An 18381-nucleotide genomic window follows, 5' to 3' on the forward strand; every position below is an offset into this window, starting at 1 on the left:
CGGCAGGGGAAAGCGGTATACGATAGTATACAGATCCGGAGGCGCAAATTTTCCGACCGTGCCGTGCTTTCGGGCGGGGTGGGGGATCAGGACGCGCGGCGCGCTTCGAAGAAAGCGGAAATGCGTCTGCGGGCGTAGTCCCACAGCGCGGGGGCGCCGATGGCGATCCGGCTGCCGACGCGGTCGTGGATCTGCTGTTCCGTCACGTCGAAATCGGTCCAGCTGCCGCCGCCGGAGGCGAGGTTCTGCATCGGCGGCTGGAACCGGTCGAGCGATTTGGCGAATTGTGCCGACGGCGTTTCGGCCGCTTCGAACTCCTCCCAGATCGCGCGCAGCGCGTCGCGCTGATCGTCCGGCAGAAGCCCGAAGATGCGATCGGCGGCCGCCCGCTCCGCCGTTTCGATCGCGGCATGATCGAGCGCGCCGAAAATCGGGTTGTCGCCCGCATCTATTTCCACGAGGTCGTGCAGGATGAGCATCCGGATCACGCGGTCGATCTCGACACCCGGTCCGGCCTGGTCCGCCAGCACCAGCGCATAGAGCGTCAGGTGCCACGAATGTTCGGCCGAATTCTCGTACCGGGACGCATCGCACAGTTCCGTGGCCCGGATGGTGTTCTTGAGCTTGTCGGCTTCGACGAGGAAGTCGATCTGGCGGTCGAGGCGGCTCCGCTCCGTCATGTCTTGGGATGGGCGTCGCGGTGGGCTTTCAGCTTCTTGCGCAGGAACGCGCGGCCCTGTTCGTTGGCCATGCGGGTCCGGATCGCCGTGAGAAACGCCTCTTCGAGCGTCTGGGACGAGGCCCCGAGCACGTTACCCACCTCCATGAAAAGACGGTCCTCACCTGTCTCGGACTGAACGGCGAGACATTCCTCGGCCAGTTTGTTGGCCATTTCGATGACGACGGGATCTGCCATGGAGGTTCCTGTCAGCGTGTGGTTTCGGTCAGGCGGCGCTTCACGTAGTCGGTGGTCGCTCCGATCAGCTGGTCCATGTAGGGCTCTTCAAAGAAGTGGCCCGCACCCTCGATCTGTTCGTGGGTGATGGTGATGCCCTTCTGCTCGTGAAGCTTGCTGACGAGGCTGGTCGTGTCGGCCGGCGGCGCCACGCGGTCCGCGGTGCCGTTGATCACCAGTCCCGACGAGGGGCAGGGGGCGAGGAAGCTGAAGTCGTACATGTTCGCGGGGGGCGCGACCGAGATGAAGCCGGTGATTTCGGGGCGCCGCATCAGCAACTGCATGCCGATCCACGCGCCGAAGGAGAAGCCCGCGACCCAGCAATGCTTGGAGTTGTTGTTCATCGACTGAAGGTAATCGAGTGCCGATGCCGCGTCGGACAGCTCGCCGATGCCCTGATCGTATTCCCCCTGGCTGCGTCCCACGCCGCGGAAATTGAACCGCAAGACGGTGAAACCCATGTTGTAGAAGGCATAATGCAGGTTGTAGACGACCTTGTGGTTCATAGTCCCGCCGAACTGCGGATGCGGGTGGAGGACGATCGCGATCGGTGCGTCGCGTTCCTTTTGCGGATGATAGCGGCCTTCAAGGCGGCCTTCTGGTCCGGGAAAGATGACCTCTGGCATGGGCGTCCCTGTATGCTGGTTCCTAATGTCTGGGCAGCTTGACGCGGTCTATAGTTGACGACTTCACTCAGGCACTTTAGAACGGTTCTAATCTTTATCGGCCGGTACTGCATACCGGATCGGAATTGCATGTATGCGCATCGCGCGTCCGCGTCAATCAATGCGGGCTGAAAGAGGACCACGGGCCATGAAGCTATCGACGAAGGGACGTTATGCGATGGTCGCCCTGGCCGATATCGCGCTGCAGCCGGGAGACAGGCTGGTGTCGCTGGGCGATATAGCGGAGCGGCAGTCGATCTCGCTGCCCTACCTCGAGCAGCTTTTCGTCAAGTTGCGGCGGGCCGAGCTCGTTTCCTCGGTGCGGGGCCGGGGGGAGGATACCGTCTGTCCCGCCCTGCCTCGGACATCCGCGTGGTGGAGATCCTTGCGGCAGTGGACGAGAAGGTCGACGCGATGCACAAGGGGGCCGGCGCATCGGGCGGGCTGTCCGGGAGCCGGGCGCAATCGCTGACAAACCGCCTCTGGCAGGGGCTGAGCGCGCATGTCTACGTTTTTCTGCACCAGACGCGGCTTTCCGACGTGATCTCGAACGAGCTGGCACCCTGTCCCGCCGTGCCGAACCTGTTTGCCGTGGTGGACGAATGATGTTCCGCGATCCGATAGCCGCGCAAGCGCGACACGATTCATTTCCGGATGGGGGACGCTGTCCCCCACCCCCCCTGGAAGTATTTGGGGGCATAAAGAAGGCATGAGAACCTACCTCGATCATAATGCCACCACGCCTCTCAGGGCTGAAGCGCGGGCAGCCATGTTTGCGGCGATGGACGTTGTCGGAAACCCGTCCTCCGTGCATGCGGAGGGGCGCGGGGCGAAAGGGCTGGTGGAGCGCGCGAGGGCACAGGTCGCGGCACTGGTGGGCTGCAAGGTGTCGCAGGTGATCTTTACCGGCAGCGCGACCGAGGCGGCGGCCCTTGCGGTGGCGCAGAAGGCGCGCCATGGCGGGGTCTTTGCCGCCTTGCCGACCGAGCACGACTGCCTGCGGGTCTGGAGCGAGCAGGACCTGCCATCGCTTCATGACAGGGCGGGGCATCTGGCGCCGGACTGGCGCGCGGCGCTGCCCGACGGGTTGGTGGCGGTGTCCGCCGCGAACAGCGAGACAGGCATCATGTTGCCGGGTGGGCAGGTCGCCGGCAGTGGCAAGGGGCATTCCGTGATCTGCGACATCACGCAGGTCGCGGGCAAGGTGCCGGTCGTCTACGAGGACGAGACCCCATCCTACGCGATCCTGTCCGCGCACAAGCTGGGCGGGCCCAAGGGTGTTGGCGCCTTGATCAACTTCACCGCCGCCGACCCCGAACCGATCCTGCGGGGCGGCGGGCAGGAGATGAACCGCCGTTCCGGAACCGAGAACCTCGTCGGGATCGCAGGGTTCGGCGCCGCGGCCGAAGCGGCGGCGCGGGACGTGGCGGAGGGGCGATGGGACGAGGTGGCGCGGTTGCGCGACCTTCTCGAGACGACCCTTGCGACCGTCTCTAAGAAGACTATTTTTGTCGGGAAAGGGGTGGCGCGACTGCCGAACACTTCCTGCATCCTGACCGAAGGCTGGAAAGGGGAAACCCAGGTCATGCAGATGGATCTTGCCGGGTTCGCCATATCCGCGGGATCGGCCTGTTCCAGCGGCAAGGTCAAGGCCAGCAACGTCCTGCGCGCGATGGGCTACGACGAGGCGCAGGCCGCCAGCGCCATTCGCGTCTCGCTGGGACCGGAGACAACCGAAGAGGACGTTTCGCGCTTTGCCGACGCATGGGCCGCGAAACTCGAACGACACGCACAACGGGCCGCTTGAGCGCCCAGGGAAAGGATGATGACTTTGGACATCGTGAAAGAGCAGGACAACGTCAAGGAAGGCGTCGATCAGGAAACCGTGGACGCGGTGCGCGAGGTCGGCGGCAAGTACAAGCACGGCTGGTCCACCGACATCGAGATGGACTATGCGCCCAAGGGCCTTTCGCCGGACATCGTCAAGCTGATCTCAGAAAAGAACGGCGAGCCGCAGTGGATGACGGACTGGCGGCTGGAGGCCTACGACCGCTGGCTGACCAAGAAGGAGCCGGACTGGGCGATGGTCGATTACCCGGACATCGACTTCCAGCAACAGTATTACTATGCCCGGCCCAAGAGCATGGCCGAAAAGCCCAAGTCGCTGGACGACGTGGACCCCAAGCTGCTGGAAACCTACAAGAAGCTGGGCATCCCGCTGAAGGAGCAGATGGTCCTCGCCGGGGTCGAAGGGGCCGAGGACGCGCCCGAGGAGGGCCGCAAGGTGGCCGTCGATGCGGTGTTCGATTCCGTCTCTGTCGGTACCACCTTCCAGGAGGAACTGAAGAAGGCCGGCGTCATCTTCTGCTCGATCTCCGAGGCGATCCGCGAGCATCCCGAGCTGGTGCGCAAGTACCTCGGGTCGGTCGTGCCGGTCAGCGACAATTTCTATGCCACGCTCAACAGCGCCGTGTTCTCGGACGGGTCGTTCGTCTATGTGCCGCCCGGTGTCCGCTGCCCGATGGAGCTGTCCACCTACTTCCGCATCAACGCCGAGAACACCGGCCAGTTCGAGCGGACGCTGATCATCGCCGACAAGGGGTCGTACGTGTCCTATCTCGAAGGCTGCACGGCGCCTCAGCGTGACGAATCCCAGCTTCACGCCGCGGTGGTCGAAATCATCGTCGAGGAAGACGCGGAGGTGAAGTATTCCACCGTGCAGAACTGGTATCCCGGCGACGAGGACGGCAAGGGCGGCATCTACAACTTCGTGACGAAACGCGCCGATTGCCGGGGCGATCGGGCCAAGGTGATGTGGACGCAGGTCGAGACCGGCTCCGCCGTGACGTGGAAGTACCCGTCGTGCATCCTGCGCGGCGACGACAGCCAGGGCGAGTTCTACTCCATCGCCATCGCCAACAACATGCAGCAGGCTGATACCGGCACCAAGATGGTGCATCTGGGCAAGCGCACCAAGTCGCGGATCGTGTCCAAGGGGATCAGCGCGGGCAAGGCCCAGAACACCTATCGCGGACTGGTGTCGATGCACCCCAAGGCGAAGGAGTCGCGCAACTACACCCAGTGCGACAGCCTGCTGATCGGCGACAAGTGCGGGGCCCATACCGTGCCCTACATCGAGGTCCGCAACAATTCGAGCCGGGTCGAGCACGAAGCGACCACGTCGAAGGTGGATGACGACCAGATGTTCTACTGCCGGTCCCGAGGCATGGACGAGGAGGAGGCGGTGGCCCTTGTGGTCAATGGCTTCTGCAAGGACGTGCTTCAGGCCCTGCCCATGGAGTTCGCCATGGAGGCGCAGGCGCTGGTCGCGATCTCGCTGGAAGGGTCCGTCGGGTAACAGGCAACGGCGGGCGGGTTCTCCGGCCCTGGCGTTGACGGAAGAATGACTGAAGAACAGTCGGCAAACCGTTGAAAGAACACGACATGCAGAACGTCGAAACACCCCAGGAAGGTCACGCCGACCTGCCCGACATCCCGCGGTCCGCCTTGCGGACGCTGCAGGGGCGGATCGATTACCTGCGTGCCTTGCTGGATCTGGAGCGTCCGCTGAGGATCGTCGACGTGGGCGCGAACCCCGTCAACGTTCCCGATTATGCCGAGCTGCTGGCGATCGGCGCTTGCGAGGTCTGGGGTTTCGAACCCGAGCCGGAGGCCTTTGCCGCCCTGAAGGCGCAGGCGGGCGCGAACACCCACGTGATCCAGCGGGCCATCGGGAAGACCGGCAAGGGCAAGTTCTATCCCCACAGGTCGACGGGTCTTGGATCGACGCTGAAAATGGATGCGGCATCCGTATCCTACCTCGGACGGCCCGGCTGGCACGCCAACCAGGGCGAGGGGACGGAGATCGACCTCATCGCGCTGGATGACATGCCGACCGGCGAATTGCCGCGTCCGGACCTGCTCAAGATCGATATCCAGGGCGGTGAACTGGACGTTCTGGAAAGCGCGCAGGAGACCTTGAGCGAGGCCATCGCGGTAATCACCGAGGTCCGGTTCGCGCAGATGTACGCGGATGAGCCCATGTGGGCGGAAATCGATCTCGAGCTGCGACACCAGGGCTTCGTGCTGCACAAGATGGCTGCGGTGAAGTCGATACCCGTCGGCAACTCCATGCGCGCGCAGATGGTGTCTGCGCATTTCCGCAGCCAGATGCTGGACGGCGACGCGGTCTATATCCGCGACCCGCGCGAGATGGACGACTGGACCGGCGACCAGGTGCGCCAACTGGCGATCGCCGCGGCAGGGGTCTTCAATTCCTACGATCTGGTGATTGCCTGCCTCGATCACCTGGTGACGCGCGGCGAGATCGCGGCCCAGGCCCCCGCGGATTTTTTCAACAAGCTACCGAAATGGATGACGAAGGCGGCCTGAGCCGCCGCACGTCATGGAACAAAGGCCAAGTGCCGAGAAGGAGACGACAAATGCTGAGCATCAAGAACCTGCATGTGAAACTGGAAGAAGAGGACAAGCAGATCCTCAAGGGGGTCGATCTGGAGGTCGAGGCCGGCAAGGTGCACGCGATCATGGGCCCGAACGGGTCGGGCAAGTCGACGCTGTCCTACGTGCTGTCGGGCAAGGACGGCTACGAAGTCACCGACGGTTCGGCCACGCTGCTGGGTGTCGACATCCTGGACATGGAACCCGAGGAACGCGCGGCGGCGGGGCTGTTCCTGGCGTTCCAGTACCCGGTCGAAATTCCCGGTGTCGGCAACATGACGTTCCTGCGCACGGCGGTGAATGCCCAGCGCAAGGCGCGCGGAGAACCGGAGATTTCCGCTGCCGATTTCCTCAAGGAGGTGCGGGCCAAGGCGAAGGATCTGAAGATCGACGCCGAGATGCTCAAGCGGCCTGTCAACATGGGCTTTTCCGGCGGCGAGAAGAAGCGCAACGAGATCCTTCAGATGGCCATGCTGGAACCCAAGATGTGCATCCTCGACGAAACCGACTCGGGGCTTGACGTGGACGCGATGAAGCTGGTCGCCGATGGCGTGAATGCCCTTCGCACAGAGGGGCGCGGCTTTCTTGTCATCACGCACTACCAGCGGTTGTTGAACCACATCGAGCCGGACGTCGTGCACATCATGGCGGACGGTCGCATCATCAAGACGGGCGGACCGGAACTGGCGCTGGAGGTCGAGAACAACGGCTACGCCGGTATCATGTCCGAGGTGGCGTAATGGCACAGGCAGCGGAAAAACCGAACCTGACGGAGACGCGCCTTGCGACGGTGACCCTTCCCGGCAAGGGCTGGTCCGTCGCGGCGCGCGAGGATGCCCTGAGCCGTGTCCGCGACATGGGGCTGCCGGTGCGGCGGGACGAATACTGGAAATACACGCGTCCCGACACGCTGACCCAGCCGGAGCCCGAAACGGCGGCTGTTTTCGAGAACGACGAAGCGCCTCTGTTCGACACGCTCGACCGTCTGAAAATCGTCTTTGTCGACGGCGTGTTCGACGCCGATGCCTCGGACGATCTGCAGCTCGAGGGGATCGAGATCGAGAGGCTGGCCGAAGCGGACACCGACCTGCACTGGGCACGGGACCTCTACGGCGTCCTGGAAAAGAACGGCCAGTCCCCCGTCGCGCGGCCGCTTGCGGCGCTGAACACCGCCTCTGCCACCGATGGCGTGCTGATCCACGTCCCCGGCAAGCCGTCCAAGCCGGTGAGCCTCATCTACCGCCACGAATCCGAGCGTTCGGACGCGGTTCTTCACCACGTGGTCAAGCTGGACCCCGGCGCGGAACTGACGATCCTCGAGAATGGCCCGGCGGCGGCACGTTTCAACAAGGTGATGGAGGTGGACGTGGCCGATGGCGCGTCGTTCCACCACGTGCGGGCCCAGGGCCGCGACCACGAGCGGCGCGCGGCCACCCATATCTTTGCCCGTCTGGGCACTGAATCGGCCTTCAAGAGCTTCACGCTGACCGTGAACGGTGTGCTCACGCGCAACGAATGCGTGATCGAACTGACGGGCGACGACGCGACGGCCCATGTGGCCGGGGCCTGCGTTGGCGACGGGGCGTTCCATCACGACGACACGGTTTTCATCACGCACGACGCGGTGAACTGCGAAAGCCGGCAGGTCTTCAAGAAGGTGCTGCGCAACGGTGCCACCGGCGTGTTCCAGGGCAAGATCCTCGTCAAGGAGGGCGCGCAGAAGACCGATGGCTACCAGATCAGCCAGTCGCTGCTGCTCGACGAGGACAGCCAGTTCCTCGCCAAGCCCGAACTGGAAATCTACGCCGACGACGTGGCGTGTTCACACGGGTCCACGTCAGGCGCGATCGACGAGGACGCGCTGTTCTATCTCCGCTCGCGCGGTGTGCCGCTGGGCGAGGCGACGGACATGCTGACACTGTCCTTCCTTGCAGAGGCGGTCGAGGAAATCGCGGCCGAAAACCTGCGCGAAGAGATCAACACACGCATGGCCGCCTGGCTGGCGCGCCGCCGCGGCTGATGGCGGCGACCAGCGATATCGTCGCCACCTACCGGCGGCCGGGGCAGGTCGTGCGCCGGTTGCTGGGGCAGGGGGCGCGGGAAGACCGTGCGCTGATCTACCTCATGGTCGGCTGCCTGCTGGTCTTTGTGGCGCAGACGCCGCGGTTGGCCCGGCAGGCCCACGTCACCGACGAAGACCTCGGAATGCTGATGGGAGGTACCCTGATGGCGTGGCTCTTCGTGGCCCCGTTGATCCTCTATGCGGTGGCCGGGTTGAGCGGGCTGCTCGGCCGCGCGCTTGGCCAAGGTCCGGGGGGCTTCGGGGCCCGGATCGCGCTGTTCTGGGCGCTGCTCGCGTCCACGCCGGTCATGCTGCTTTGGGGACTGACGGCGGGTTTCGTCGGCGCGGGGCTGGAGTTGAACATCGTGGGGATCCTCTGGCTGGGGGTCTTCGCCTGGTTCTGGGGGGCCGGCTACCGCGCCGCCGTGCAGGTGGAGCGCGGGTCATGAACCCGGCGCTGGCCAACCTTGTGCAGACGACCTTGCGCGCCCCGCGCGACGCGGCGGAGCAGATCATGACGCTCGGCCTGACGCGGGACGTGCTCTGGACCGCGCTTGCGCTCGTCGCCATCTTCAACGCGGCGCTGCTCTACGTGATCTTCCGGACATCCGGAACCACATTGCCCGTGCCCGCTTACGTGGAGCGGCCCCTTGCCCTTTTCATCATCATCGCCGGGATGATGGTCATCTACGTGCACGGCATGTACTGGGCGGGTCTGGCCTTCGGCGGGAGCGGAAAGCTGAACGACGTCTTGGCGCTGGTTGTCTGGTTCCAGATCCTGCGCGCGGCGGCGCAGCTGGCGATCATCGTGGTGTCGCTCGCGCTGCCACCGGCCGGTATGTTCCTGTCGCTCGGGGTGGCCATCTGGGGGTTCTGGATCTTTCTGAACTTCGTGACCGCCGCCATGCGGCTGTCCTCCATCTGGCAGGCGCTCGCGGTCCTGATCGCCGCCGCCGTCGGGGTGATTGTGGGCCTCGGCCTTCTGTTGACGTTAATCGGGCTGGCAGCCCAGGGAGCCACGTGATGTACGATGTGAACGCGATCCGCAGGGACTTTCCGATCCTCTCCCGCGAGGTGAACGGCAAGCCGCTGGTCTACCTCGACAACGGCGCCTCCGCGCAGAAACCGCAGGCGGTGATCGACGCGGTGACCCGGGCCTATTCCATGGAATATGCCAACGTGCACCGGGGCCTGCACTACCTGTCGAACCTTGCCACGGACAAGTACGAAGCGGTCCGCGGCACCGTCGCGCGGTTTCTCAACGCGGGGTCCGAAGACGAGATCGTGCTGAATTCGGGCACGACGGAGGGCATCAACCTTGTCGCCTATGGCTGGGCCATGCCCCGGATGGAAGCCGGTGACGAGATCGTGCTGAGCGTGATGGAACACCACGCCAACATCGTCCCCTGGCATTTCCTGCGCGAGCGTCAGGGCGTGAACCTCAAGTGGGTGGATACGGACAGCACCGGGGCACTGGACCCTCAGGCCGTGATCGACGCGATCGGCCCCCGGACGAAACTTGTCGCGATCACGCATCTGTCGAACGTGCTGGGGACGAAGGTGGACGTCAAGGCCATCACCCGGGCGGCGCATGCCAAGGGGGTTGCGGTGCTGGTGGACGGATCGCAGGCGGCTGTCCACATGCCCGTGGACCTGCAGGACATCGGCTGCGACTTCTACGCGATCACGGGTCACAAGCTGTACGGGCCGTCGGGTTCCGGCGCCATCTATATCCGCAAGGAGCGGATGGCGGAAATGCGCCCCTTCATCGGGGGCGGCGACATGATCCGCGAAGTCACGAAGGACGACGTGACCTACAACGATCCGCCGATGAAGTTCGAGGCTGGGACGCCCGGAATCGTGCAGACCATCGGGCTGGGCGTCGCGCTGGACTACATGATGGCGCTGGGAATGGACAACATCGCGGCGCATGAGGATTCCTTGCGTGACTATGCGGTGTCCAAGCTGGGTGGGCTCAACTGGCTTCAGGTACAGGGCACCACGCCGGACAAGGCCGCGATCTTCAGCTTTTCGCTGGACGGGGCGGCGCACGCGCATGACATCTCGACCATCCTTGACAAGAAGGGCGTGGCCGTGAGGGCGGGGCATCACTGTGCCGGTCCGCTGATGGACCACCTTGGGGTGACGGCCACCTGCCGCGCGTCGTTCGGTCTCTACAATACCACGCAGGAGGTGGACGTGCTCGTCGATGCGCTGGAACTGGCCCACGACCTGTTCGCCTGATCCCGGGGGCGACCCCCGGGACCGGCCTTTTCTTCACGTGCCCGGCGTGTTGGCCTGCCATTCGGCCGCAGTCGGTCCGCACCGCAGGTTCGGGGCAAAGGCCACGTCGCCGTAGTGCTTCTCGACAAAGGCGATGATGCCAGCGAGGACGCTCTCGTTGCCGGTGAAGCCGTGCCACGGCTTGAAATGCGGCACGTGGTAGACGCTGGCCTTGTCTCGTTTGAGCAGGTTGGCAAAGACACCCGCGACCAGAGTGCCGCCCACCCCGGTCAGCCTGCCGCCGCCGAATTCCTCCGCCTCCTGAAGGCAGTAGAACCAGAGCGGAGTCTTGCGGAACCCCTTGTCCTTCAGCGGGTCGGGCACTTCGGGCCGCTTGTCGATCCCGAAATGCGCCGCCGCCATCTGCCCGCTGGCCAGTTCGTAGGTATAGCGGTCGCGGATCATGTTGCGCAGGGGCAGGTTCCGCGACTGGTCCAGCGTCAGGGTGTGATCGATGTCCTTGAGACGGATCGGATCATGCACGAACGGCAGGTTGAGCAGCGGCAGCCCCAGCCCCGTGCCCACCGGACGCGCATGCTGGTGCGTGCCCCCGCCCGTCATATGGAACATGACGTCATAATCCATGTTCGCGCTTTCGGGCCGGGGGCCGAAGCCGAGCGTGGAGAACAGACCCAGCGGATCGCCGTCCTTGCGCAGCTTGTACTGGAACTGCGTGGTGGCATGACCGAAACGATAGGCCGCGCCGGTGAATTCCACCGGCATCACCGGGGCCATGGGCGGCAGCACGTCATGGTGCCACGCCGCCTCGAGGCAAGCCTTGTCCACGAAGGCCGGCAACATCTCGTTCCAGACGATGTACTGGTAATGCAGCCGGATGAAGCGGCGGACCTGTTCGAAATCCTCGAGCGAGGGCACGACATGGTCGGCCCAGACGCCCGCATCCATGCCCGCCATCGCGCAGGTCTTGATATCCTTCGCGGTGTCCCCGTTTTCCTGCCGGTAGGTCATCAGGATGTTGTGCAGCCGGATGAAGATGCTCTGGATCTGCGCCACGATCACGTTCTCGTCGTTGCGCGGATCGCCGATCAGCGCCTTGCCCGAACAGGTCCGCGCAAGGTCCAGGTGGTTCTCCTCCCGGCCGAACATGAGGAACTGCTCGGCCGCCCCGTTGCCGTACAGGTGCGGCGAGGCCTCCGGCCCCGCGCCATAGACGCAGTCGAGGTCGAGGTTGGGTGTGCGGACATTGGTGATGGTCGCCGGGTCGATCCGTGATCCCAGCGCACTGGTAGCATCAAGGGTGATGTCGTGGTCGACGAACTGCCCGAGAAAGGTCATGCCCGCCTCGGCCGGGCCGTCGGTCTGATCGTCCCTGCCCATGGTCACGGACAGGTCGGTCAGCGCATCTATCACGTCTGCGTGGCTGATGTTGTCGATATGCACCGGGTTGCGCTTGAGCATCCGGTCGAGGACACGGGGAAAGACGGCGTTGGGCCCGTTCCCCTCAAGGCAGGTCTTGGCAAGTTGGTCGAGGCGCGAAAGGCCATGGTATTGCTTGGTCATTTCAATCTCCGATTCTGGTGAAAATCCGGGTAAGAACTGCCACTCTTTATGAAATTCCCTTAATGCGGGTATCATGCGCCCCGATGGCCCCGCGCATAAGTGGGGAAAACCCTACCCGGGGCATTGCGGGGGCTGGGGCGCTTATGTATAGGAACTGCAGTGGACCATTAGCTCAGCTGGATAGAGCGCTGCCCTCCGAAGGCAGAGGCCAGAGGTTCGAATCCTCTATGGTCCGCCATCCCCTTGAAGCAGTATTGATTTTATTGAAGAAATCAGGACTTTTGGGAACTTTGGCTGTCCGAGTGGGAACTTTCCGTTCCTGATATGATCCGCCTCAGGTCGGCCGACTTGCTGTAGCGTGCCGCTTCGCTGGCTGTTTCGTGGCCCAGGATCGCCATGCGCTGCGCGTCGGTTGCGCCGTTCTCCTTGAAGACAGCCGCGCGATGTTTCCGGATCCCGTGGGCAGTCTTGTCGGCGTCAAGGCCGGCGGCCGTGCAGGCGCGCGAAAACCATTGCGCTGCCGCCTTCGGGCTGCGCGGCGCGCCGCGGCCTGTCACGAGGAAGGTCATGTGGCGGGGGTGCTGGTCCAGGCAACGGCGGAGGTGGTCGTCCGCCTCGAACCAGGCGGGTCCCGGCACATTGAAGGGGCAGGTGGCCTCGCTGCCGGACTTCTGGCGTCTGTAGGTCAGCCAGCCGTCCTTGATCATACCAGGGCCGAGCCGGCCAGCATCACCGATCGCGGCGCAGGTGCGGTGCATGAGCTCGAAGGCCAGCCGTTGATGCGTGTCGTGCGGCCAGTGGGCCCGGAACTTGGCGACATCGTCTCGTGTCCAGGCAACGCGGCCGTCGGTCTTAGGTGTCGCTCTGCGGCGGACGGCGCGTGCCGGATCCTCCTCGATGAGGCCGGCATCTTCAGCCCAGCGGCACAACCCGCGCCATATTTTACGCCGCGTGTTCGCCGGATGTGCATTGAGCCGCGACAGGTCCTTGCGGATGTGGCGCGTCTGCAGGTCATCGAACAGCGCGGCGCCGTAGCGGGCCTCGATGTCCTCAAGCGCACGCCGCCACAGCGCCCGCGTGGTGGGTGCGAGGCTCATGAACACATCGGAGGCCAGATAAGCCCTGATACCAGCACCCAGCGTGCCCGTCCGGTGCCTGACGGCCGGGTGCGGCTTGCTGCCATCGTGGGCTGCCAGCAGCTCGGCGTACTTCTTCAGGAAGACAGGATCATTCTTGGGCGTGTCGGGCATCGGCACGCCTTTCTGGCCCTTGGGGCGGAAGTAGTACCTTGGGTTGCCAGAGGGGAAACGACCGTTGGGGTTGAGGTGCTTCATTCTGGCGCCATGCCGAAGATGTCGTCGCATGAATTACCGCCTCCCATGTCTGATCCCGGTATCCCGCCTTCAGTAGCGAGGTTGTCCGCATAGGCGTCAAGTTCGATCCGGTCATATAGCCGCTTGCCGTCCAACACCTTGCGGGGCAGCTTCAGGCACCGCAACTTGGACTCGCTGACACCCAGATAATGCGCGGCCTGTGGCGCTGGCATGAGCCTTGGGATGAAAGACAGAGCCGGCATCGCCTACACCTCCTCACGCGCTCGGGTCAGGGAGGGCGATACGTTAAGTCTGACGTAGGTCGCGGGGAATTTTGAATTCAGCGCCGGTTTCTGAAATCGCGCCAGACGTAGTACGGCCAGAATAGCCCCTGTTTCACGTCTGCGATAAATCCTTTGCCGCCTTTGTCCGCCATCCAGAACAGGCCGAATATCAAATAGGCAATTGGTATGACGCCCGCTACGGTGGTCAACATGCACCTCCGTGGTCATTTTTGGGTCTGTTCCCAAAACGATAGTATGACCATCAATCAGGTCAACTTGAGGTTGCCGTTTGCCCGCTTTGTTTCGTTCGTTGAGGGGGGATGTCGAAGTTGTACAGGCGCGCGAAATTGAATGCGCTAATTCCTCCCGGCGCGCCGTCAGCGACGTCGGAGCATCTTTATCAGAAGATGAATGGGCCAGAAAACTGTGCGGAAGATATCCGAGAAGAACCCTTTTGTTCCCTCGTCTGCGACGCGGACCAATCCAATGGTAAAATATACGATGATGCAACAGGCTGCGGCGATGGTCAGGGACACTGCGAACACTTCCTGCTTGGTGCAATACTGAGTAGCTAGCCCAAGGGCGGACATTATCCATGGGACGGTCACCGGTTTGCCTCATTTCGAAACCTCCGCCGCCGCTACCAGAAGTGTCGATACCAAGCGCCATCAGGAGTAGATCCAACGGCGTCATGTCGCTGCCCCTTCCGAGACATTCCTCGCGATCGCGTCCGGCAGCCAGGCGTCGATCGCCGTGATCTCGGCGCGGCTGAGGCCCAAGGCTTCCTGGGTGCTGGCGTCGTTGAACAGCGCCTCGAGCTCCTTGCGCTTCTCGCCGACCTTCAGCTTGGTGAACCGCTCCATCTGGTCGGCTCGATCCTCCGTGGCCACCAGGGTGCGCCAGATCGCGTCAAGCGCATCCGACCGGCAGTACTTGAAGAAGTTCTCGGCCGTCGGCGTCCAGATGCTGCGGGGCGTGACCTCCAGCGCCTCCATCATCGCGCCGTTGATCCGGGCCCCGAAGGGCGCGTTCACGCAGCGCACCAGCGCAAGGGTCAGCACGGTGTTGCGGTACTTCTTGCCCTTGTCCAAGAAGGCCTTGAAGTCGGACCCGATGTCCTCGCCCAGGCGCGGCAGGGGCGCGTCGTCCTCACCGGTGATCCGCTTGTCGATGGTCAGCGCCTCGGTCGATGCCGGCAGCGCGTCCTGCTCCGTCGCGACCACGTTGAACGCACCCGACCAGCTCGAGATCTCGTGCCAGAGTTGGAACGCCAGCAGATCAAGCACCAACTCTGGCCGGCGCAGCATTTCCGTTTGCAGCGCGATCCGCTGGATGCGGTGCAGATCGTCGATGCCCGCCTGGCTCACCGGCGGCTTGGGCTTGACGGTTTCAATGCTGTCGCTGCCTGCGGCGCTGCCGGCGCGCTTGATCGGGATGTAGGCGCCGGTCTGCTCAAGTTTGCCTTCATGATTGACCAAGAGATATGCCGTGGCAGCCGCGCGCTCTTCGTCCGCGTAGTCGCCTTTCATCCGGTCTTCGAGCCGGTCGAACTCCCCTGCCTCTCCGCTGGTGAACTCCCGCGCCTCTCCGATCTCGCACAACTCTTCGTAGCGGGTCATGTCGGCATCGGGCAGCTCGACGCTTGCCCGGTGAATGCGGCGCATGTCATCGGTGTGCTGGTGTCCCAGCCAGGTCTCGAAGATGGGAATGACCCGGGCGAACCCTTCGGCCTGCTGAAGATCCTCGGCGGCCTTGGTCAGCTTCTGCCGGAACAGGTTTTCCACCAGCTCGACGTTGTGCAGGACGGATTGATCGTTGAACAGATCCTCGTCCATCTTGCCGCCCTCGGCCCGGTAGAGGTCCAAGCCGATGTAGCGCACCCGCCGGTCAGTGGAGGGCACGTTGCCTTCCAGCAGCTGCCGGCGCAGGCGGGCGGCGCCGAAGCCCTGTTCGGTGGCGAGGTTCAGCGCTTCCATCTCGCGCGGCAGGCTATCGGTCAGGGTGAGGACCTGCGCGACATCGAGGGTGATCTGCCCCTCGCGCAGCGCGGTTAGCGTCGCGTCGGACAGCCGTGATAGGCGCAGGCGGCGCAGCACATGTGCGAGTGTCTGGCCGAAGGCGGCCGCGATCAGTTCGGGCGTGTTCCCCTGGTCCGCCATCGCCGCATAGGCGCGGATCTCCTCGGCCGGATGCAGCGGGCGTTGGGTGGCGCCCTCGGTGCCGGCCCAGCTGCGCGCCATCATCTCGTCGTCGGTCACATGGACCGGGATGTTCTCGAAGTCGATCTGAACGCCGTCTCGCAGTGGGTCGATGCCCGAGCCTTCATGGGCCAGAAGCTCCAGCGCGCGCAGGCGGCGACCGCCGGCGACGACACCCAATCCTTCCGGGCCATCGAACACGTTAAGGTTCTGCAGCAAGCCGTTGATCGAGATGGATTTCGCAAGCGCGGCGATATCCGTCTCGTCGTGCTCCTGCCGCGGGTTGAAAGGATGCAGGAACAGCGCGGTCAGCGGCACGGTCCGGGTGCTGCGGGCGATGGGGGATTGGTCGGTCATGTGGGGCTTCCTTCTTTGCGCCAAAAGGCGGTTAGGGTCACGGCGTCGGCCATTGCTCCGGCGGCAGGAACTGGGCCTTGCGCCGGGCGACCGCGGCCGAGATGCGGGGCGAGCGTTCGGCCAGATCAACGGCCAGGGGCGAGGCCTCGGGGCGGTCGATCAAATAGGCAGGCTCGCCCAGGCGGTCGAAGCGCACCGGCTGGCCCCGCCGCAGCTTCAGGTAGGCCCATTGCGCAGCCAGAACCGCCGGCACGCGGCAGAAGCGTTCGGGATGGCTGACCACGTGGGCGGCGACCTGGTCCCGGTCAAAGATATCGGTGATCATGCGACGGCCCCCTTGCAGGTCATGGCGCCAGCGGTGCGCACCAGTGTCTCTCGCAGGGCGCGGGCCCGGTGGGCATCGCATCCGTTCGGCGCAAGACGCAGGATCGTGTCGCAAGCCGCGATCAGAACGCTGTCGGGATGATGCGCGCAGTCCGCCAGCAGCCCGCGGGCATGGGCAAGATCGGTGGCGTCGTCGGTGGTCGGGTCGATCAACTGCATGTCTGTGACTCCTGCAGGTGGGGGGTGCTGACGTTCATCGGCGCGCAGCGTTGGGCGGCCTTGATCCATTCGGCCATGGCCTCCTCCATCGTCTCGCCGATGTGATAGAGACCCAGCAGGCTGATCTCGGCGTAGACCGGACCGGCGCGTCCCTGTTTCGTGGGGTCGATGATGGACCCGCCGGTGTCGATCGCGACTTCGGTGAGGCGGCGGTGGCGCGCGTCGGCGTCGGTGATCCTGCGCAACTCGTCCGCCAGGTGGCGCCGCTGGGCGGCCTGGACAAGGGCATGGTGGAAAGTCATCAGAACAGCCCTCCTTGCTTTGCTTCGCCGGGGCGGATCACGGCGACGGTCTCGAGCACCAGATGCGGGGCGTTGGTCTCATTGGCGAGACGGCCCGCGGTTTCCTCGGCTTCGGCGCGTGTGCCGTAGCGTTGACGGGGTTCGGTGCGCGCGCCGGGGTGCATCGGCTTGCGGCAGACCATCCAGAAACGGGCGAAGCGCGGCAGCTCGGTCATTGCAGGCGCATCCCTGCGCGATCTGCCCAAGCGTCCCAGCCCTGAACGCCATCCTCGCGATACTGCGGGCCGTTCGCCCCGCAGGTGTTGCAGTGGACGTAGGACTGCATCTCGCCGTCGCCGTCAGGGCAGGGAAACTCGATCCTGTGCAGATCCATCTGGCCGCAGAACGGGCAGGGCGGCGGGGGTAGGTTCATGCCAGCCCTCCAGCCATCACCAGGCGCCGGGCGCGCAATTCATTGCAGATGTCGGTCAGGAGCATCGCAAGCGTGAGCTGATCGGCCTCGCTGAGGCTCCCGACGCGGCGATGTTCGTCGTCTTGCGCCAGCGACCGCAGCGTCTTGATCGAGGTCAGGGCGGCGGTGTCCCACTGGAAAGGCTCGCCCGCCATCGCTCCGCGGCGTGCGATCAGCTCACCGCAGATGTGCGGCAGTGCCAGCGCGAGCAGCGCCTGGTCGTCGGTCGAGATCTCGCCCAATGCGCGGTCCGGATCGCCGGCGGCAAGGGTGCGGAGCTCGGCGTTGGTGACCAGTTCTTCCGGCGCGATCGGCCGGATCGGTACTGCGGCGATGGCAGCGGCGAGGGTGGATCGGGAGGTGGGTCTGGTGCTCTGGAACATTGGAAACTCCTAGTTGCAGAAACACCTTTAATCCAAAAAAATCGGATACTACAAGGAAAAATACGAAAAAAATGGATATTGGGCTTGCCCGCTATGGGGGAAGTGGTGTTGACTGGGTGAGATCAAAAAGAGAACATTTGCTTCGTGAGCTTTGGGCATGTTGATTCGAATAAGCATTCTGCTCAGGCGTGCTGGCCTAAGCCTCAACTGGTTGCTGAACCGCAGGGTCAGTCGTGCGAGGAAAGAGCCTCGAACAATGCTGTTTGAATATCGCCGGGAAGTTGAACGAAGTCGCCGAAAAGGATGAAGTTTGCGTCGATGCGATGGTTGGTGTGCAGATATCGTATAACTTCTAGTGAAGGGCGACCTTTGATCTCTTGAGAATTGTAGGTTGTCTGTTTCACCTGAACGGCCTCGGCAAACTCTTTCTGCCCAAGACCTACGACGACTCGTGCCGCCTTTAAGCGCGCCCGGATTGCTTCCGGGTCGGACTTCCTGGTCCGCGCAAGTGCCTCTTTCTGCTCAAAGTTCATGAGACCTTGTAGCCTGTAATCCGAAAAAATTGAATACAGTCATCGATCCGAACTTGATAATCCACAATAATCG

At 63.8% G+C, this 18381-nt stretch carries 23 protein-coding genes, 1 tRNA gene and 1 pseudogene; 10 read left to right on the top strand and 15 right to left on the bottom strand.

Features of this window, described 5'->3' with window-relative positions; all coding sequences use genetic code 11:
- Positions 1 to 86 precede the first annotated feature (86 nt).
- Genes BOO69_RS08110 through BOO69_RS08120 form a run of 3 tightly spaced genes read right to left on the bottom strand, consistent with a single transcriptional unit; the run spans position 87 to position 1581 of the window.
- Positions 87 to 680 (bottom strand): HD domain-containing protein, encoded by a 594-nt coding sequence (locus tag BOO69_RS08110; protein ID WP_071971708.1) that lies wholly within the window; start codon positions 678 to 680, stop codon positions 87 to 89.
- The gene (locus BOO69_RS08115; protein ID WP_071971709.1) at positions 677 to 916 is read right to left on the bottom strand and encodes a hypothetical protein; all 240 of its coding nucleotides are present in this window, start codon (positions 914 to 916) and stop codon (positions 677 to 679) included. The genes BOO69_RS08110 and BOO69_RS08115 overlap by 4 nt, the downstream gene beginning before the upstream one ends.
- Positions 917 to 927: 11 nt before the next feature.
- Complete coding sequence (locus BOO69_RS08120) at positions 928 to 1581, bottom strand: alpha/beta hydrolase (protein ID WP_071971710.1); 654 nt, start codon at positions 1579 to 1581, stop codon at positions 928 to 930.
- A 187-nt stretch (positions 1582 to 1768) separates the two neighbouring features.
- On the opposite strand from BOO69_RS08120, the pseudogene iscR reads away from it, so the two are divergent.
- From iscR to BOO69_RS08165, 9 genes and pseudogenes are all read left to right on the top strand, one after another.
- Positions 1769 to 2226, top strand: a pseudogene (gene iscR, locus BOO69_RS08125) (Fe-S cluster assembly transcriptional regulator IscR).
- A gap of 103 nt (positions 2227 to 2329) precedes the next feature.
- A complete protein-coding gene (locus BOO69_RS08130; RefSeq protein ID WP_071971711.1) occupies positions 2330 to 3427 on the top strand; it encodes a cysteine desulfurase family protein in 1098 nt (365 codons plus the stop codon).
- 15 nt (positions 3428 to 3442) lie between these two features.
- The gene (sufB, locus tag BOO69_RS08135) at positions 3443 to 4978 is read left to right on the top strand and encodes a Fe-S cluster assembly protein SufB (protein WP_071971712.1); all 1536 of its coding nucleotides are present in this window, start codon (positions 3443 to 3445) and stop codon (positions 4976 to 4978) included.
- Positions 4979 to 5064: 86 nt separating this feature from the next.
- Complete coding sequence (locus tag BOO69_RS08140) at positions 5065 to 6012, top strand: FkbM family methyltransferase (RefSeq protein ID WP_071971713.1); 948 nt, start codon at positions 5065 to 5067, stop codon at positions 6010 to 6012.
- Positions 6013 to 6062: 50 nt separating this feature from the next.
- Positions 6063 to 6818 carry a Fe-S cluster assembly ATPase SufC gene (gene sufC / locus BOO69_RS08145; protein WP_071971714.1) on the top strand — a complete coding sequence of 252 codons (756 nt, stop codon included), beginning with the start codon at positions 6063 to 6065 and terminating at the stop codon, positions 6816 to 6818.
- Positions 6818 to 8098, top strand: a complete 1281-nt coding sequence (sufD, locus tag BOO69_RS08150; RefSeq protein WP_071971715.1) for a Fe-S cluster assembly protein SufD — start codon at positions 6818 to 6820, stop codon at positions 8096 to 8098. Before sufC ends, sufD begins: the two co-directional genes overlap by 1 nt.
- Positions 8098 to 8589 carry a YIP1 family protein gene (locus BOO69_RS08155; protein ID WP_071971716.1) on the top strand — a complete coding sequence of 164 codons (492 nt, stop codon included), beginning with the start codon at positions 8098 to 8100 and terminating at the stop codon, positions 8587 to 8589. Before sufD ends, BOO69_RS08155 begins: the two co-directional genes overlap by 1 nt.
- Positions 8586 to 9164, top strand: coding sequence for a YIP1 family protein (locus BOO69_RS08160; RefSeq protein ID WP_071971717.1), 579 nt, complete (start codon positions 8586 to 8588; stop codon positions 9162 to 9164). Before BOO69_RS08155 ends, BOO69_RS08160 begins: the two co-directional genes overlap by 4 nt.
- Positions 9164 to 10384, top strand: coding sequence for a cysteine desulfurase (locus BOO69_RS08165; protein WP_071971718.1), 1221 nt, complete (start codon positions 9164 to 9166; stop codon positions 10382 to 10384). The genes BOO69_RS08160 and BOO69_RS08165 overlap by 1 nt, the downstream gene beginning before the upstream one ends.
- 33 nt (positions 10385 to 10417) lie before the next feature.
- Here the strand turns inward: BOO69_RS08165 and BOO69_RS08170 are convergent, their stop codons facing one another.
- Positions 10418 to 11944 (bottom strand): peroxidase family protein, encoded by a 1527-nt coding sequence (locus BOO69_RS08170; RefSeq protein ID WP_071971719.1) that lies wholly within the window; start codon positions 11942 to 11944, stop codon positions 10418 to 10420.
- A 161-nt stretch (positions 11945 to 12105) separates the two neighbouring features.
- On the opposite strand from BOO69_RS08170, the gene BOO69_RS08175 reads away from it, so the two are divergent.
- Positions 12106 to 12182: transfer RNA gene (locus BOO69_RS08175), tRNA-Arg, on the top strand.
- Positions 12183 to 12216: 34 nt separating this feature from the next.
- On the opposite strand, the gene BOO69_RS08180 is transcribed toward BOO69_RS08175, so the two are convergent.
- The 11 genes from BOO69_RS08180 to BOO69_RS08230 all read right to left on the bottom strand — a co-directional run bounded on the left by BOO69_RS08180 (position 12217) and on the right by BOO69_RS08230 (position 18308).
- The gene (locus tag BOO69_RS08180; RefSeq protein ID WP_172839515.1) at positions 12217 to 13278 is read right to left on the bottom strand and encodes a tyrosine-type recombinase/integrase; all 1062 of its coding nucleotides are present in this window, start codon (positions 13276 to 13278) and stop codon (positions 12217 to 12219) included.
- Positions 13275 to 13520: a MerR family transcriptional regulator gene (locus BOO69_RS08185; protein WP_071971721.1), complete on the bottom strand. Its 246-nt coding sequence runs from the start codon at positions 13518 to 13520 to the stop codon at positions 13275 to 13277. Before BOO69_RS08185 ends, BOO69_RS08180 begins: the two co-directional genes overlap by 4 nt.
- 77 nt (positions 13521 to 13597) lie before the next feature.
- Complete coding sequence (locus tag BOO69_RS23230; protein WP_172839516.1) at positions 13598 to 13753, bottom strand: hypothetical protein; 156 nt, start codon at positions 13751 to 13753, stop codon at positions 13598 to 13600.
- A gap of 477 nt (positions 13754 to 14230) precedes the next feature.
- Entirely contained in the window at positions 14231 to 16096 is a 1866-nt protein-coding gene (locus BOO69_RS08195; protein ID WP_071971723.1) for a ParB/RepB/Spo0J family partition protein, read from the bottom strand.
- A gap of 37 nt (positions 16097 to 16133) precedes the next feature.
- Positions 16134 to 16421, bottom strand: coding sequence for a hypothetical protein (locus BOO69_RS08200; RefSeq protein ID WP_156874892.1), 288 nt, complete (start codon positions 16419 to 16421; stop codon positions 16134 to 16136).
- Positions 16418 to 16639 carry a hypothetical protein gene (locus BOO69_RS08205; protein WP_071971724.1) on the bottom strand — a complete coding sequence of 74 codons (222 nt, stop codon included), beginning with the start codon at positions 16637 to 16639 and terminating at the stop codon, positions 16418 to 16420. The genes BOO69_RS08200 and BOO69_RS08205 overlap by 4 nt, the downstream gene beginning before the upstream one ends.
- The gene (locus tag BOO69_RS08210) at positions 16630 to 16941 is read right to left on the bottom strand and encodes a hypothetical protein (RefSeq protein WP_071971725.1); all 312 of its coding nucleotides are present in this window, start codon (positions 16939 to 16941) and stop codon (positions 16630 to 16632) included. The genes BOO69_RS08205 and BOO69_RS08210 overlap by 10 nt, the downstream gene beginning before the upstream one ends.
- Complete coding sequence (locus BOO69_RS08215; protein WP_071971726.1) at positions 16941 to 17156, bottom strand: hypothetical protein; 216 nt, start codon at positions 17154 to 17156, stop codon at positions 16941 to 16943. Before BOO69_RS08215 ends, BOO69_RS08210 begins: the two co-directional genes overlap by 1 nt.
- Positions 17153 to 17353 (bottom strand): Lar family restriction alleviation protein, encoded by a 201-nt coding sequence (locus BOO69_RS08220; RefSeq protein WP_071971727.1) that lies wholly within the window; start codon positions 17351 to 17353, stop codon positions 17153 to 17155. The genes BOO69_RS08215 and BOO69_RS08220 overlap by 4 nt, the downstream gene beginning before the upstream one ends.
- On the bottom strand, positions 17350 to 17775 hold the full coding sequence (locus BOO69_RS08225) for a hypothetical protein (protein ID WP_071971728.1): 426 nt from the start codon (positions 17773 to 17775) through the stop codon (positions 17350 to 17352). The genes BOO69_RS08220 and BOO69_RS08225 overlap by 4 nt, the downstream gene beginning before the upstream one ends.
- Before the next feature lie 227 nt (positions 17776 to 18002).
- Entirely contained in the window at positions 18003 to 18308 is a 306-nt protein-coding gene (locus tag BOO69_RS08230) for a helix-turn-helix domain-containing protein (protein ID WP_071971729.1), read from the bottom strand.
- Between the last annotated feature and the right edge of the window lie 73 nt (positions 18309 to 18381).

Origin of the sequence: Sulfitobacter alexandrii, assembly GCF_001886735.1 — a bacterium.
In the GTDB taxonomy this organism is placed as follows: Bacteria; Pseudomonadota; Alphaproteobacteria; order Rhodobacterales; family Rhodobacteraceae; genus Sulfitobacter; species Sulfitobacter alexandrii.

Excerpts from the sequence above, each read along its gene's own strand:
- BOO69_RS08110 (WP_071971708.1), bottom strand. The coding sequence starts at position 680 with ATGACGGAGCGGAGCCGCCTCGACCGCCAGATCGACTTCCTCGTCGAA.
- BOO69_RS08230 (WP_071971729.1), bottom strand. The coding sequence starts at position 18,308 with ATGAACTTTGAGCAGAAAGAGGCACTTGCGCGGACCAGGAAGTCCGAC.
- BOO69_RS08115 (WP_071971709.1), bottom strand. The coding sequence starts at position 916 with ATGGCAGATCCCGTCGTCATCGAAATGGCCAACAAACTGGCCGAGGAA.
- BOO69_RS08195 (WP_071971723.1), bottom strand. The coding sequence starts at position 16,096 with ATGACCGACCAATCCCCCATCGCCCGCAGCACCCGGACCGTGCCGCTG.
- BOO69_RS08140 (WP_071971713.1), top strand. The coding sequence starts at position 5,065 with ATGCAGAACGTCGAAACACCCCAGGAAGGTCACGCCGACCTGCCCGAC.
- sufC (WP_071971714.1), top strand. The coding sequence starts at position 6,063 with ATGCTGAGCATCAAGAACCTGCATGTGAAACTGGAAGAAGAGGACAAG.
- BOO69_RS08210 (WP_071971725.1), bottom strand. The coding sequence starts at position 16,941 with ATGACTTTCCACCATGCCCTTGTCCAGGCCGCCCAGCGGCGCCACCTG.
- BOO69_RS08160 (WP_071971717.1), top strand. The coding sequence starts at position 8,586 with ATGAACCCGGCGCTGGCCAACCTTGTGCAGACGACCTTGCGCGCCCCG.
- BOO69_RS08225 (WP_071971728.1), bottom strand. The coding sequence starts at position 17,775 with ATGTTCCAGAGCACCAGACCCACCTCCCGATCCACCCTCGCCGCTGCC.
- BOO69_RS08220 (WP_071971727.1), bottom strand. The coding sequence starts at position 17,353 with ATGAACCTACCCCCGCCGCCCTGCCCGTTCTGCGGCCAGATGGATCTG.
- sufD (WP_071971715.1), top strand. The coding sequence starts at position 6,818 with ATGGCACAGGCAGCGGAAAAACCGAACCTGACGGAGACGCGCCTTGCG.
- BOO69_RS08180 (WP_172839515.1), bottom strand. The coding sequence starts at position 13,278 with ATGAAGCACCTCAACCCCAACGGTCGTTTCCCCTCTGGCAACCCAAGG.
- sufB (WP_071971712.1), top strand. The coding sequence starts at position 3,443 with ATGATGACTTTGGACATCGTGAAAGAGCAGGACAACGTCAAGGAAGGC.
- BOO69_RS08155 (WP_071971716.1), top strand. The coding sequence starts at position 8,098 with ATGGCGGCGACCAGCGATATCGTCGCCACCTACCGGCGGCCGGGGCAG.
- BOO69_RS08130 (WP_071971711.1), top strand. The coding sequence starts at position 2,330 with ATGAGAACCTACCTCGATCATAATGCCACCACGCCTCTCAGGGCTGAA.
- BOO69_RS08185 (WP_071971721.1), bottom strand. The coding sequence starts at position 13,520 with ATGCCGGCTCTGTCTTTCATCCCAAGGCTCATGCCAGCGCCACAGGCC.
- BOO69_RS08165 (WP_071971718.1), top strand. The coding sequence starts at position 9,164 with ATGTACGATGTGAACGCGATCCGCAGGGACTTTCCGATCCTCTCCCGC.
- BOO69_RS23230 (WP_172839516.1), bottom strand. The coding sequence starts at position 13,753 with ATGTTGACCACCGTAGCGGGCGTCATACCAATTGCCTATTTGATATTC.
- BOO69_RS08215 (WP_071971726.1), bottom strand. The coding sequence starts at position 17,156 with ATGACCGAGCTGCCGCGCTTCGCCCGTTTCTGGATGGTCTGCCGCAAG.
- BOO69_RS08170 (WP_071971719.1), bottom strand. The coding sequence starts at position 11,944 with ATGACCAAGCAATACCATGGCCTTTCGCGCCTCGACCAACTTGCCAAG.
- BOO69_RS08205 (WP_071971724.1), bottom strand. The coding sequence starts at position 16,639 with ATGCAGTTGATCGACCCGACCACCGACGACGCCACCGATCTTGCCCAT.
- BOO69_RS08120 (WP_071971710.1), bottom strand. The coding sequence starts at position 1,581 with ATGCCAGAGGTCATCTTTCCCGGACCAGAAGGCCGCCTTGAAGGCCGC.
- BOO69_RS08200 (WP_156874892.1), bottom strand. The coding sequence starts at position 16,421 with ATGATCACCGATATCTTTGACCGGGACCAGGTCGCCGCCCACGTGGTC.